The 15202-nt window shown below is 58.9% G+C and carries 6 protein-coding genes; 4 read left to right on the top strand and 2 right to left on the bottom strand.

Annotated features, from left to right (window positions below; translation table 11 throughout):
• Positions 1–98: 98 nt before the first annotated feature.
• The 3 genes from LAO20_19280 to LAO20_19270 all read left to right on the top strand — a co-directional run bounded on the left by LAO20_19280 (position 99) and on the right by LAO20_19270 (position 8068).
• Complete coding sequence (locus LAO20_19280) at positions 99–1397, top strand: energy transducer TonB (protein MBZ5533578.1); 1299 nt, start codon at positions 99–101, stop codon at positions 1395–1397.
• Positions 1398–1835: 438 nt separating this feature from the next.
• A complete protein-coding gene (locus LAO20_19275) occupies positions 1836–4742 on the top strand; it encodes a fibronectin type III domain-containing protein (protein MBZ5533577.1) in 2907 nt (968 codons plus the stop codon).
• A gap of 608 nt (positions 4743–5350) precedes the next feature.
• Positions 5351–8068 carry a tetratricopeptide repeat protein gene (locus LAO20_19270; GenBank protein MBZ5533576.1) on the top strand — a complete coding sequence of 906 codons (2718 nt, stop codon included), beginning with the start codon at positions 5351–5353 and terminating at the stop codon, positions 8066–8068.
• A gap of 444 nt (positions 8069–8512) precedes the next feature.
• Here LAO20_19270 and LAO20_19265 read toward each other — a convergent pair whose 3' ends face one another.
• Entirely contained in the window at positions 8513–9580 is a 1068-nt protein-coding gene (locus LAO20_19265) for a peptidyl-prolyl cis-trans isomerase (protein ID MBZ5533575.1), read from the bottom strand.
• A 365-nt stretch (positions 9581–9945) separates the two neighbouring features.
• Here LAO20_19265 and LAO20_19260 point away from each other — a divergent pair, with 365 nt between their 5' ends.
• Complete coding sequence (locus LAO20_19260; GenBank protein MBZ5533574.1) at positions 9946–10515, top strand: histidine phosphatase family protein; 570 nt, start codon at positions 9946–9948, stop codon at positions 10513–10515.
• Between the two features lie 344 nt (positions 10516–10859).
• On the opposite strand, the gene LAO20_19255 is transcribed toward LAO20_19260, so the two are convergent.
• Positions 10860–15062: a DUF11 domain-containing protein gene (locus LAO20_19255; GenBank protein ID MBZ5533573.1), complete on the bottom strand. Its 4203-nt coding sequence runs from the start codon at positions 15060–15062 to the stop codon at positions 10860–10862.
• Between the last annotated feature and the right edge of the window lie 140 nt (positions 15063–15202).

Raw genomic sequence — 15202 nt, 5'->3', positions numbered from 1 at the left:
TGCGGCAATGACTTGATGGGTACTGATTCCGCATCATTATTACTTTGACGTGAGACTGGGTTGACACTCTGCGTCCCGCCAGCTGAATATGTGGTTCTATGCGATCAGCTGCTCTCCTGTTGCTGGGCTTGATGATTTCCCCTGTAGCTCATGGTCTGCCGGCCGATAAGATCGTTTCTATTGCCGAGGCCGCGCAACATGCTGTGGAGCAATCGCAACTGACCCTGCCAGGAAGCCCGCCTTTTCATCTCAAGGCAACAATCGCTGAAGCTGGAAACCCGCATTCGGACTACCGGGCCGACGTGGAAGAATATTGGCTCTCGCCCACCAAGTGGCGCCGCACGATCCAGTCGCCAGGCTTTTCCCAGGTGCTGATCGTGAATGGCGATAAGGTTTCCGAGCAGAACACCGGTGACTATTATCCTTTTTGGCTGCATGATCTGATTACCGCCATTTTTGATCCCCTGCCAATGCTGGAACAGCTGAAACGATTGGCTGGGCGAGTGGACTTGCCCGGCGATTCGACGCAATCCACCGCCTGCCTCAACCTACAAACACACTCTGGTGTTCCTCCAGCGCAGTCCACCCTGCAATTGGCATTCTGCTTTCGGGGCAAGGACGGTCTGCTCAAGGCCGTGTCTACGCCGGGTTATCGCGCAGAGTTTCAGGACTATAGACCATTCGGCGCGAAGCAGGTTGCGCGACGGGTCATCCTTAGCCCCCGGCCTGGCACAACGATTAGCGCTGAGATCGTGGAGTTGCAGGCCGCCGCGAAGGCGGACGAACAACTTTTTCTTGTGGACCAGCCAACTCCGCCGGCACAGATGCTGAAAAACGTGGAGGTGGGGGAAGATACCGCGCGCAGGCTCATCGTGGATGCTCCTGACCTCAAGTGGCCGGTGGTGCGCAGGGGCAAAGCCTCAGGGCAAGTGACGCTCTACATCTCCGCAGACCGCAGCGGCCACGTGCGCGAAGCGTGGCTTGTGGGCTCTGACAATCCTGAAGTCAGCGACGCGGCGCGCGACCAGCTACTGCGCTGGCGGTTCCAGCCGTACGTGAACGGCGTCCCCATGCAGATGGAATCAGTGCTGACGCTTGCTTTTGCCTCCACGCTGGATCCCGTTCCCGTGCTGAATGACAGCCAGGCCCGCAAGCTGGCCACGCGGGTGGTGGAGGCCCAAGCGTCACCCGGCAAGCCTTCCGCCAGAAAAACATTCACATTGCGGGCCTCAGTGGATGAGCACGGAAAAGTCGTCGGAGTCCAAAATCCCAACAATGTGTCTTCCCGGCTGTTCACGGCGGGTGATCGCGCACTGCGTCAGTGGAGTTTTCGCCCCTACATTCGTGACGGCAAGCCCGACATCTTCGACGCGGACATCATTCTCAAGGTTCGCTGAAGACAGCCTGAAAATAAAAGTGGAACGGGAAAATTCCCGGTAAAACCATTGCTCTTCAGCCGATAAGACCCGGAAGTCCGGCAACTCCGCGTCAGATTAAGACGGTCCAGTCCATTGATTCATAAGGTTGCGTGCGCCAGAGCCGGGCGATACGTATGTCCAGGACCGAACATTAGAGATTTTAATCCACAATCAATCGCCCTCTAATCCTTCCGGCCTAAAACCTTAATGAGCGAGCTTTCGCTGATTTGCGCCCTGTCCTGCTCCTTCCGGCTTTCACAGGTCACGGCGCTGGCAGAAGGCTCGAGCTTACGTGCGCTGAGGTGTGGCGGCGTGAATGGTTGTCTCTAAGAAGACAGCCTTTCTTAAACACAACGGATGATGCCTTGCCAATTCGAAACGATCCTTGGGCCATGAGCCCAGGACGGGAAGGCAAAAATGAATACCTCGACACGGACAGCCGCCGAGCCAGGCGTATGCTGCGGGCGGCGCATTTCGGCCCGCGTTTGGTTCTGCCTCACAATTCTTCTTGCGTTCGCCGCACTCACAGCCAGCGCGCAAACACCTGTGGCCCCAACCACCAATACCATTGAGTTCTCAGGTGGAACTGCGAACACCGTAAACACCGGCCCAGTGGGCGGCATCGTCCTGCAAGGTGCGGCGATCAGCCAGTTCACCGGCCGGCCCGTGCGCCATTTGTGGGTGGGGGATAGCTTCGCCGGTCCATGCCGCATGGATCCAGAAATTGACGCCCCAGGGCCCTGGGACATCAATATGTTGACCTGTTCGTATAACATCAACCGGGCGGGCGCTCCAATACCTTTCGGCGGCCAGTTCGCCTATGACGCAGCAAGACACTTCCTCTATTTCGTTGACAACAACAGCGCCAGCCAAGGCGTGATTCGCATCGGCTTCGATCCTTCGGCTGACGGCGGTCACGGCATGCTGGACCTCACCTCCGCCTTTACGCTGGCTGGCGGCTCGGGCGTTAGGAGAGGAGGGGCATTTCTTGGCGGTTCAGGTTGCCCGTTTCTGGGGACCGGCACAACGCCTAACGGATTGGCCATGAGCCCGTTGGGGGACATCTGGGTAGGATTCCTGGACAGCGGCGACATCCTTCGCTTTAACAGCCCAGCCACCGCCACCGAGTTCGGCTTTGGCACCTGTGCGCAGCTCGAGCAACTGGTGGCCACAAGTCCGGATGGCGCATCCAGCAACGGTTTGGCCTTTCTGGGCCACAACTTGTTTTCGGGCGACGGCACTTCTCCGTTCGTGATCCCCAATGCCGATACCACCTGTCTGGTTCCTCCGTTTGCGGCATGCAGCACGGCGAATGGCACGGTGATACCCATACTGCCCCAGGTAGGCCCCACAGTCAGCCTGGCCGGCGATCAGTTCTATCCCGCCATCAACGGCAACAATCTCTATTACGGCGTGGGAAGCCAAGTCGCTTGGGTAGGCAACATTGCCCAGGGACTGGCCGGCTCCACCTTTGATTTGACTTACCTGGTTGACCCGCTGCCCAATCCGCCGCTCGCGGCCATGAACGCCATGGTGGTGGACGGAACCGACCCCGCCAACCTGATTGCGTACTCAGCCGAGGATCCAGTCATTGCTGTTAATGCAGCCGCCATTGGCAATGGCCGCTGGTGGCAGACAACGCAGACCTCAGCAGGACCTGCTGCTCCGGGAACGCCGTTGAATGTTGTAGCGGTGGCCGGCGAATCGCAAATTACCCTGAGTTGGAGTCCGGCGCAGGTTGCCCAGCCGGTAACCAGCTACACCGTACACAACAGCTTTATCTCCGTCGGCGCGCCTCTGGCTGACATCGTTGTCAACCCAGCGGCGGGCTCTATCTACCCGCCCACTTCGCTCCTGATCCCCGGCCTGACCGACGGCGTTTCTTACGCTTTCCAAGTCTCGGCCACCAATGCCACGGGAACCAGCGCGCTTTCAATCCAGAGCAACATCGCTACGCCCCCGGGCATCGGCGTGCCCAGCGCACCCACCGGCGCGACGGCCGTTGCAGGCGATACGCAGGCGTTCGTGAGCTGGACGGTTTCGGCCAGCAACGGAGGTTCACCCATTACCAGCTACACGGTGAGCGTACTGGATGCCGGTGTTCCTACCGGGGTCTCAGTAGGCGTGCCGCCGCCCGCGTTCGGCTCGAATACTGATAGCGTGTTGATCGGCGGTCTGATCAACGGTCATTCCTACACCTTCACTGTGCACGCGACCAACATTGCCGGAAACAGCGCTGAATCGGCGCCCTCCAATGCGGTCATTCCTTCGGCAGCCAACACGCCGACTTTAACGGTTACCATGGGCGGCCCGTCCACTGGAACGACCCCGCCGTCGCCAGTGACCTATACCATCACCATTACCAACACGTCGAATTTCCCGGCGTCCAACATCTCCGTGGCAGACACGCTGAGCACCGTGGCGGCGAGCATTTCGTCGATTTCGCGGTTAAACGGCGTTGTGACTGTAACCACCGTCGATCCAACCTTCTTCGGCTTTGGCCAAACCGTGACCATTGCAGGTGTGACCGATCCTTCCTTCAACGGCACATTCGCGGTTACGAGCGGCCTTACGGCCACAACCTTTACCTACTCGCAAGCCGGCATTAATGCCGTCAGCGGCTCAGGTGGTGTAACTCTCCTGCCGATAGCGAACATCCTGTCCGCAACCGGACCGGGAGTGTGCACGAGCGGAGGCGCGGGCGTGGTTACTGCGAACTGCACTGTGGGTGATTTGGCTCCAGGCGCCGTAGCCAGAGTCAACGTCATCGTGCAGATGCAAGGCCAGACCATCACCAACTCGGCGACGGTCACCGGAACAGACGCTGCTGGTACTGCCCTGGTTCCCACCACCGCCAGCAAGACGACAACAACCGCAGCAACCGGCGGAGGTGCTAGTGCCGCGATCTCCGTCGCTGGCGTCGCCCAGAATCCCCGGCCCAACATTGGGCAGGCTGGAAACCTCACCTGGACCATCAGCAACACAACCACCACAACCGCGCAGAACGTCGCGTTCTCCAATGTGGTGCCAGTTGGCCTGATCATTAACAGCGTCACCGCTACCGTGAACAATGGCGGCGTGGCAGTCTGCGGCGGACCGGCTCTTCCCGCCAACGGCGGCACTGTCACCTGCACCACCGCCAGTCTGGGTGGCTCAACCAAAAACGGCGCGAAACCGCCACAAACCATGATCGTCACCGTCAATGTGACGGCGGCGGCCGGCACGTCAGGACAAACGTTGTTAACTACCGGTACAGTATCGTTTGGCCCTGGTGGCACCGATACTCTGCCTAACTCCGTTACTTTGACCATCAGACCGAGATAACAGGCTTCTGGACTGCCGGGGTGCAACCGCATCTCGGCAACCCGGAAAAACTCTAAACCTTCAATTGAACAACGGGCCCCGCTTCGCGGCCCGTTTTCCTTTGCGATTGTGGATGGAAGATATGGCGCTACGATTCGTAATAGCCCTGCCTGCCCTAAGATGACTGTGTGCTTGAATGGGCCGGAAAGCCGTATATTCGCGCACCGGGAATGCAGGTAGCCACAGGTCAGGTCAGAGTGAAATGAAACCGGCTGCTGGGACGCGAAAGTGTCTCGGCAGACTAATCTCGTCCGTCATTTCCCAGAAGCCCGTTTCGCGGGCGTTTGCGGACCATGACCGATCCAGAGGAATTTCTCCACCCTTGACCGTTTCTGGGGAGTAATCGAACGCAAACGTTCTGATCACGTGAGTTTGGACGCGAACGCTCATTTCACACCTGTCAATAGAAAGAGACGAGGCGAAGCGTTTTTGACTTGCAGGTTGATGGAACTCAGACCTGTGGGCCATTCCCATACCGATATCGCCAGACCTGTGATAGCCTAGGCCGCGCCGCCATTACCCCCGCATGGCACAGTAGCAACAGTCAAGGAAGGAGAGTTTTGCCCGAGATGAGCACGGCAGAGGAACACTTCACTCTTGGCAATGCCCTCTTTGCCAAAGGCGACATGATGGGAGCAATCACGGAATACCGCGCCGTGCTCCGGATCGATCCCGATCTTGTCGAGACACATGTCAACCTCGGTGCCGCGCTCAGGGCAAAGGGTGACCAGGAGGACGCAATCGCAGAATACCGGGCTGCGTTGCGCATCAATCCCAATTATGCCCCTGCGCATAACAACCTCGGTGTTGCGCTCGGTCAAAAGGGTGATGTGGAAGGCGCAATCACTGAATACCGGGCGGCTCTGCGTATCAATCCTAATCTTGCCGAGACGCATTTCAACCTCGGCTTCGCGCTCTGGAAAAACGGTGACCTGGAGGGCGCAATCACTGAATACCGGGCGGCGCTGCACATCAATCCCAACGATGTCCAGACGCATAACAACCTCGGTGTTGCGCTCGGTCAAAAGGGTGATGTGGAAGGCGCAATCGCTGAATACCGCGCCGCTCTGCGTATCAATCCTAATCTTGCCGAGGCGCATTTCAACCTCGGCTTCGCGCTCTGGGAAAACGGTGACCTGGAGGGCGCAATCACTGAATACCGGGCGGCGCTGCGCATCAATCCTAATATCGCCGAGGCGCACGGCAACCTCGGCTTCGCGCTCAAGGAAAAGGGTGATGTGGAGGGCGCAATCGCAGAATACCGAACCGCGCTGAGCATCAATCCCAACAATGCCAACACGCATTACAATCTCGGTGTTGCGCTCAAGGAAAAGGGTGATGTGGAGGACGCCATCGCTGAGTTCCGGGCTGTGCTGCGCATCAATCCCAATGAGGTTCGGGCGCACACCAAACTTGGCAGCGCGCTCTATGACAAGGGCGATCTGGAAGGGGCCATCGCAGAATACCAGGTAGCGTTGCGCATCAATCCCGATCTTGCCGAAGCGCACAACAACCTTGGCCTCATGCTTCAGGGCAAGGGCGATCTGGAAGGGGCCATCGCAGAATACCAGGCCGCGCTGCGCATCAATCCCGATCATGCCAGTGCGCATTCCAAACTTGGTCGCGCACTTCATGACAAGGGCGATTGGGAAGGCGCCATCGCAGAATACCAGGCCGCGCTGCGCATCAATCCCAATCTTGCCGAGGCGCACAACAGCCTTGGCATCGCGGTCGGAACAAAGGGTGATCTGGAGCGTGCAATCGCTGAATTCCGGGCTGCGATGCGCATCGATCCCGATTATGCCGAACCGCATGGCCACCTCGGGGATATTCTCGGGATGAGGGGTGATGTTGAGGGCGCAATCGCTGAATATCAGGCCCTGCTGCGCATTAATCCTAACCATGCCATGGCGCATTTCCACCTCGGTCTCCCCCTTGTACGAAAGGGTGACCTGGAGGGCGCCATCGCAGAATTTCAGGCCCTGCTGCGCATCAATCCTAACCATGCCAAGGCGCATTTGCAGCTCGGTCTCGCCCTTGTACGAAAGGGTGACCTGGAGGGCGCCATCGCAGAATTTCAGGCCCTGCTACGCATCAATCCTCATGATGGTGAGGCGCATTTCTACCTCGGCTGCGTGCTCGGGACAAAGGGTGATCTGGAGGGTGCAATCGACGAATTGCGGGCTGCGTTGCATATCAATCCCAATGATGCCAAGGCGCATTGCCAGCTCGGTGCAGCGCTCCGGATGAGCGGCGACCTGGAGGGCGCGATCGTAGAATACCGGGCTGCGTTGGGCATCGATCCTGATCGTGCTGAGACGCACAGCGACCTTGGCTTCGCACTTGGGGCAAAGGGAGATATGGAGGGCGCAATCGCTGAATACCGGGCTGAGCTGCGCCTCAATCCCAATGATGCCAACACGCACAGCAACCTCGGTGCAACGCTCCAGATGAGAGGCAACCTGGAGGGCGCGATCGTAGAATTCCAGGCTGCGTTGCGCATCAACCCCGATGATGCCGCGGCGCACAGCAACCTCGGTGCAACGCTCCAGATGAGGGGCGATATGGAGGGCGCAATCGCTGAATACCGAACTGCGCTGCGCATCAATCCCAATGATGGCAACGCGCATCACCGCCTCGGCTTTGCCCTTGGACGAAGGGGTGACACGGAAGGCTCCTTCGCCGAATACCGCACCGCAGTGCGCATCAACCCCAATGATGCCGAGGCGCATGGCAACCTCGGTATTTTGCTTGGGGGAAAGGGTGATGTGGAGGATGCAATCGCTGAGTTCCGGATGGCGGTGCGCATCGATCCCAATGATGCCAGCGCGCATGCCGGCCTCGGTGCCATGCTCAACAAAAAAGGAGATCTAGCGGGCACGATCGCTGAGTTCCGTATGGCGGTGCGCATCGATCCTAATCTTGCCGAGGTGCACACCAACCTCGGCATCGGGCTCGGGAAAATCGGTGATCTGGAGGGCGCAATCGCAGAATACCGAACCGCCCTGTCCATCAATCCCAAAGATACCAAGGCGCATGTCAACCTCGGTGTTGCGCTCCTGCAAAAAAAGGGTGACCTGGAGGGTGCAATCGCAGAATACCGGTCTGCGCTGCGCATCGATCCTAATCTTGCCAAGGCGCATAGCAACCTCGGTGCTGCGCTCGTGCTTAGTGGTGATGAGGAGGGCGCAATCGCTGAGTTCCGGGCGGCGCTGCGCATCGATCCCAATGATGCCATGGCGCGCGACTACCATGCTATTCTCGGCTATTCTCTCGGAAAAGGGTGATTTGTAGGGGCGCAATCGCTGAGTTCCGGGCGGCGCTGCCCATCAATCCCAATGATGACGAGACGCATGACAATCTCGAACTCGCGCTCGAAGAAAAAAGGCGACGTGGCCGCTTAACAACTCTTACGTGTCATTTCGAGTGTGTTGCCTGGGCTTCAGGATCGATGAGGAACAAACCCCGGAATCGAGCCATCGCTGAGAGGTTTGCCGGCCACGGGAGTGATTCGATGCCGGCTTACTACGATTAGTAGCGGGAAGTCGGCTAATGTACCGTGATCGTCAAAAGGGACCTAGACTCCTCATAAGTCCGCTTGGGCGAAGTGCCGCGCGGCTGAATGCCCTCGGCGCGCGACCTTCTCAAAGTGACGTCCTTATTATTGGCGAGGGCACTTGAAGCCTCCCGGCTTGATTTCTCACACTCAACGTCTGGTGTCGCCAGAGCGCCTATCTTTCTTGCGCTGTCCCGGACGGCAGGCGGGGCTTTTGTGCGGGTCCCGTGGTGTGGGGTTTAAAGAAATCCTCGTTGAAGTCGGCATGCACGCGGCTGGTCACGGCCTTCATAGCAGCGTCAATGTTTTTCTGGGAGAGCTCGCGGACAATCTGGGCCTTGGCCGTTTCAAGCGGAACCGTGTTTCTGGCACGCAGCTTATAGATGTTGAATCCTGACGGTTCAGCCTCAACCGGGGTGACTTCGCCAGGCTTGAGAGCATTGATTTTCTGTTCCACTGCCGGCAACAAGACGCCTTTTCGGCTGGTATTCACTTCCACTTGAGGAGGCTGGGAATCAACAAGCCCGAGTGATTTATAGGCTTCTATCTGGAGCGAGTTCATGTCTTCGCCTCGGGCCGCCCGCTCGCGAATCTCGCCGGCCAACTGACGCGCCTTCTTCTCGAATTCCGCGCGGTTCTCCTGCGACCGCTTGGGATTCACTTTGGGGACCAGAATGCGGTCAATCTTCACCTGCTCAAATTGATGGATGTTCTGCTTGTAGTATTCGGCGATCTCTTCGGGCGCAGGGTTGCCGTATTTCTCCTGCAGAAAACGGCGATAAGCGTCCGCGAGAGCACGCTTGCGCGTGACCTTCATCAACTCCTGGAAACGCGGATCTTTTTCGATTCCCTCTTTTTCGCCGGCATCGGCTAGAGCCAGCACTGTGACGAACCCCGAGGCCAGACTACGCAGCGCGGGCTCCGTGTAGGTTTGGTTAGAAACGTTGATGGAGGCGACCATGGTTTCAAATTGCGCCCGTGTCAATACCAAAGAGCACGAATCAGACTGCCCCGATTTGCCTTGGCCGTCAGGGCAAAGGCCGTGAATCGTAACCACAGCGGCATCCGGGGCAACCGGTTGCGGCGGCTGAAGCGGCTGCGGCGGCGTGGCCGTCCCCGGAGCGCCTGCGGGCGTCTGCGAATTCTGCCCGCTCTGCGCCTTTGCATCACTCGATGCAGGGGCCTGCGGCTGGGCCAGTACAGGTGCAGCTAAGACACCGATCATCACGAGAACTTGGAACATATTCAAAAAATACCTTCCTTTGGTGACGAATGAAAGTGAGATGGGGATGGGTTATCGTAACATAAATTCCGGCAGGCCTTGCCGGACGCTGCGTGCGGCGACTCTTCCGCGATAAGGCAATCACCTGATGCCGTTCTGCTGCGCAGACAGCCCAAGACCAGCAGTATCCCGCATGGCGACGGCTCCACAACGGAATCTGAAAGTGGAACCGGCTGACCGTCTGCCTGTAGGCCCGCGCGAATCGCTAGACGCTGATACGGGTAGTGGGTCAGTCTAAACTGACCCACTACCGAACCCACTTTCCACTGTCAAAAAACGCGCAAGAAATGGTACAAACGTAATGAGGTCAAGGAGGGACGAAAAAGGTGAAGTTAAGACATACGTTTCTTACTGTCATTTTCGCGGGCTTGATGTGCCAATTGGCAGCGGCGCAAAACGTCCATACGATCTTTCTGGTTCGACATGCCGAACAAGTCTCCTCTGGCCCCGATCCCGCTTTGAACCCGGCCGGGGAGAAGCGGGCCGAGTGCCTGGCTAAAATGATGAAAGAAGCAGGGATCAAGCAGATTTACGTCACGGATGCCAAGCGGACGCAGCAAACCGCCGCGCCTTTGGCCAAGGCGCTGAAACTGACGCCGTCAGTCATTCCGGCAAAAGACCCCAACACCCTGATCCGCAATCTGGCCTATGCCGGCACCGGCAACATAGTTGTTGTCGGGCACAGCGATACTTTGCCTTTTGTCCTAGCGCGTCTGCAGGCGGGGAAGGTGCCGGAGATCGCCGCCAATGAATATGACCGGATGTTTGTGGTGACGATCGTGGAAGGCGCAGGTACACCCGCAGCTACGTTGCGCTATTGTGAAGGCGCTCCCGCCTCTGCTCCGGCAACCAAACCCGCAACCAAGAAAGCGCCGGCCACGAAGAAAAAGGGCTGACCTGTTCATCAGATCGCTCTTTGAATCAAAACCTGACATCGCCCAAGAAAAACAAGGCTGGCGGTTTCCCGCCAGCCCGTCCGGGGTTGGGTCCGCGCCAGGCGATCATGGGTCCGCCGTCGCGTTTGCGAATCAGGGCAGTTCCTTTCCGTTGCAACGTCAACGAAGCGGGGGTCGTGACGTTCCGGGGGAGGCAATGACCTTCACCGCATTCGCCAACCACCAGAACCGAAGTTTCCAGGGATGATTGCACGAGCAGCACAAATGCGCTTGATGATCAACATGAAGTTCACCAAGAGCGAAGTGGTGAAGGGCGGCTTGCGCCGCCCTTCAGGTGGGGGAGGTTACTGCAATTTGAACTGGAAGCTGATCGACGTTCCGTCGTTCAGGTTGATTTGATACCCGTAGGTGTTACCCACAGTCAGGTTGCTGGTAGAGAGGTTGAACTGCCAGCCTGCGTTACCCGCGCCGTTGGCAAGCGCGCCGCCCACGAAGGCGAATGGACCGCCTTGCGGAGCAGGAGTGCTGGCCGGCGTACCGTTGACCGAGGTGAGCACGAAGCTGGAAACCACTCCGGATGACGACACCGATGCCAGACTCACACCGCACACCCGGAACTGTACCGGAATGGTAGGCGTGGAGGCCTTGGTGAACGTCGTGGTGCCAGCTGCGCTGATCGGCGCCAGGATCACATGTCCGGGGCCGTTGGAGCAATTCACCCCAGCAGGCTCGTACTGCACGGTCGCGGTACCCTGAACAAATGTGATCGTGTAGTTGGTCGAGCTCTGTCCGGAGCAGGAGATGCCGTTCGGAGGAGCGAACGTTCCCACGTTCCCCGTGCCTTTGGCGGCGCTGCAGCTCAGATTGCCGGAGAGGTTCGCAGGCGTCTGGCCCAGCACAAAGCCGCTATAGGTGGCTGAGTTTGCCACCGCTCCACCCAGAATAATGGTCTGGTTGTTGGCCGTGATGGTCAACGGGACCGCGGTAATGGTCAGCGTTCCGTTGCTCGAGGTCAGCGTGTAGTTCGCGCTTAGAGTCGTGGGATTGAACGTCGTCGTCGCGGTAATCGTGAAGGTTCCTGCGTTGCTGGTTTGCGTCGCCGTGGTGGTAAAGCTGGCGGTGATGTTCTCACCGTTCTTCACCCCGGTAATGGTCCCAGTCAGCGTCGGGTTGGGCGAACCGAAGGGCCGTGAGAAGCTATTGGCCACCACCGAGAGCGGCGCCTTGTTGATGGTAATCCGGCCGTTCTGAATGGTCACGGTGTAGTTGCTCAACGCCGGGGATGGATTGACAACAGGAACCAGCGTGAAGGTCCCTCCCGCAGGCGTAGCTGGGCCAGGCGCAGTGGCATCGTAGCCGGCGGTGATCGCGTCGCCGTTCTTGATGCCGGTGATCGTGGGGGCCGGGTTAGGATCGCCATAGAGACGTGTTCCGTTGAATCCGGTGACTGTAAGCGGCGCCGGGGTGATGGTGAGCGTGCCATCCTTGATCGACGTCACCGTGTAGTTGCCCAGCTTCCCTGCTGGATCGTTGAACGATGCGAACGTGATGGGATAGGTTCCCACCGGGCTCGCCGGAGTGCCCGTGGTGGTGAAGTTTGCCGTGATGGGATCAGCATTCTTCAAGCCGGTAATCGTCCCCGTGAAAGCCGGGTTCGCATTGCCGTAGACACGGCTGGCGTTGTTGGCGGCGACGCTCAAGGGCGCCGGACTAATGGTGAGCACGCCGTTGATTGAGGTCACCGTGTAGTTCCCCAGCTTGCCGGTCGGGTCCACCAGAGCGGGAATGATGGGATACGTTCCCACGCTGCTGGCGGGAGTGGCAGGGCTGGAATAGGTGGCCGTGATCGCATCGCCGTTCTTGATGCCAACGATGGTACCGGTGAAGACCGGGTTGGGATCGCCATACAGCCGGCTTGCGTTGTCCGCAGTGACAGTCAGCGGGGCCGGATTGATGGTGAGAGTGCCAGTGTTCACCGTCACGTTGTAGTTAGACAGTCGCGCCCCGGGATCAACCAGCGTAGCCGTAATCGGATACGTTCCCACTGGGCTGGTCTGGACAGCGGTGGTCGAATAAGTTGCCGTGATTTTGTCTCCGTTCCTGATGCCGGTGATCACGCCGGTCAGCACAGGATTCGCGTCGCCATAGAGACGCGACTGATTGTCAGGCGTTACCGTCAGGGTTGCCTGCGTTATCGTGAGTGTTCCAGTAACCACGGGCGTGTAGTTGACGAGCTTGCCTGCCGGGTCGTTGTACGTCGCCAGGATGGGATACGTCCCTACCGGGCTGGATGCGGTTGCGTTACTGAAGAAATTGGCTGTGATAACGTCGCCGTTCCGCAAACCCGTAATGGTGCCGGTGAACACAGGATTGGGATCGCCATAGATACGGGTGGCGTTGTCCGCGGCCACCGTCAACGGCGCCGGAGTGATGATCAGCGTGCCGGGCAAGACCGTGAATGTGTAATTTGCGGCGGACAAGCTGCCCAGGTCGCACGTAACCGGATAGCGTCCTACCGGAGTGGTTGCGTCCGTGGAGGCGTTGCAGGTGGTTGTCCCGCTGACTACGGAAGCAGTGTCCCCGTTCATGAAACCGGAGATGGCATAGGTGAAGGCCGGATTGGGGTCGCCATAGACCTTGGTGGAACTGGTGGCAATCACGGTCAGGACCGCTTTGTTGATGGTCAGCGATGCCGAGCCGCTGCTGGGGTTGAAGAGCGGGTCGCCGGCAAAGCTGGCGCTGACGGCTCCCGGGTAGGCGCCCAAGGGTAAGCCAGCAACGCTGGTGGTAAGGATCGCTTCGCCGATGCCGTTGGTCAGCACGGTGCCGACGGGAACGCCATTCAGGGTGAACGCAACCGACTTGCCACTCACGCCTGCCCCGTTGGAGCTCTTCCGCAATGTTGCGGTAAGAATTGCCAATCCGCCATACGAGCCTGTGGCCGGAGAAACCGTGAGAGTCGTCGGCCCGGGCTGCGCCGTGATACTGATGGTGGCGCTGACGGAGTTGTTGGTTAGATCGGGATCAATGACCGACTTGTTGCCAATGCTTACCGTGTTGGTGACCGAAGCGCCATTGAGCAGCGCGGTGCTGGTCTGCGCGACGATGGTGACGGTCTGTACATCACCGCTGGCCAGAGAAGCGAACGTGATGGTGTGGGGGTTGGCGAAAGAGGAGCTGCAAACCCCGCCGCCGGTTGCGGTGCAGGAAACAATGGACGTCCCTGCGGGCAGATTGTCCACAATTGTGGCCGAAGCCGCGGCCGGTCCGTTATTGGTAATGGTCACCGTGTAGGTAACGTTGGATCCTGCTTCGACGCTTAAGGGCGAAGCGGTTTCTGTCAGAGCGAGGTCGGCGCTGGCGCAGCTCCGCGGAGGATAAGCAGCCAGGCCCTGGATGGATCCGGCCCGGTTGATTGCAACGTCAGCCACACCGGTCAGGCTGCCGGTGCCATTGATCTTGAATACCGCGACGCCGAAGGTGTCATCCGCGGCAAAGACAAAGCTGCCGGATGCGTCAGTGGCCAGTCCTGCCGGCACATGGACGGAGGTTACGCCGCCAAAGCTGCCGAGGCTGGCGAGAGTGCCGTCTGCATGCACGGAAAAAGAGTTGATCTTGTTGCTGAACTGGTCACTGACGAAGAGCAGCGAGTTGTCCGGGCTGAGGACAACTGCGTTGGAATCGCTCCCGGGAGCCAGGAACGGGCTACCGGCCACGGGTGAGAGGACGCCAGTTGCGTCCACGGACCACGCATCGGTAATGCTAGATGAGCCGAAGGAAGCTTCGCTGGCGTAAAGCCGGTCAGCAGCACAACTGAAGTCCATGCTGGAAATGAGGCCGGTTCCGGTCTGCGCAAACGGCGAGCCGGGAGTGACGGCAGTCAAGGACCCGTCGGCATTGATGGCGTAGACGGAAACGCTGGTCTCGTTGGAGACCGCCAGAAGGTTTCCGTTGGCGGCAATCTTCATTCCCACCGTGGGTGAGCAGCAGTTTGCCGTGGTGGCCGCAGGGGTAAGGATTCCGTTTGCCGCAACATTAAACGTCTGAATCTGGCCATTGCTGGAAGCCATCAGGAAATTGCCGTCCGGCGTGGCGGCAAGCGAGATGCCGCTGCATGCATCCAGCGTAAGCCCGCTGGCGAAAGGCGAGCCGGGCGCCGCCGTCAGAGACCCCGACGCGGGATCGATCTGAAACACGCTGATCGTCTGGTCTCCACTGTTGGAAACGAACAACAGCTTGTTCGGCGCGCTGATGGCAATCCGGTCAAGTCCGTAGCAGGTGCCGGTAAACCCGACGCCGCCGGTCAAGAACGGTGATCCGGGAACTTCAGACAGCGCGCCGGCGGGAGAGACAGCAAAGCCGGAGATGGAGTTGGCCACGTCCTGGTTATTCACATAGACGTAGCTCTGGGCCTGGACCATCGCGGGCAACGCTAAAAGAACAACGGCCAGAAGCAACACGGCAGTAAATATTTGTCTGACAGCAGGAACTTGGGTTGCCACACTGGCGGCGCGGACGAAAAAGCGGTTGGCGTAAGGGGAGGTCACGTTAGTCTCCTTCGAATTTAAAGCCTTCACAACGTTCCCAACTGCGCCCTGGCAGGTTGATGCTCATACCTTGCCGGCTACCTTGGCCAGGACACATGAACTTTTTGTGGGACGATGACGGAAGCAGACGCAATTGCAGG

The organism is Terriglobia bacterium (genome assembly GCA_020072815.1).
Taxonomy (GTDB): Bacteria; Acidobacteriota; Terriglobia; order Terriglobales; family Acidobacteriaceae; genus Angelobacter.
This window is presented reverse-complemented; position numbering and strand designations above follow the sequence as displayed.

Excerpts from the sequence above, each read along its gene's own strand:
- LAO20_19265 (MBZ5533575.1), bottom strand. The coding sequence starts at position 9,580 with ATGTTCCAAGTTCTCGTGATGATCGGTGTCTTAGCTGCACCTGTACTG.
- LAO20_19270 (MBZ5533576.1), top strand. The coding sequence starts at position 5,351 with ATGAGCACGGCAGAGGAACACTTCACTCTTGGCAATGCCCTCTTTGCC.
- LAO20_19280 (MBZ5533578.1), top strand. The coding sequence starts at position 99 with ATGCGATCAGCTGCTCTCCTGTTGCTGGGCTTGATGATTTCCCCTGTA.
- LAO20_19275 (MBZ5533577.1), top strand. The coding sequence starts at position 1,836 with ATGAATACCTCGACACGGACAGCCGCCGAGCCAGGCGTATGCTGCGGG.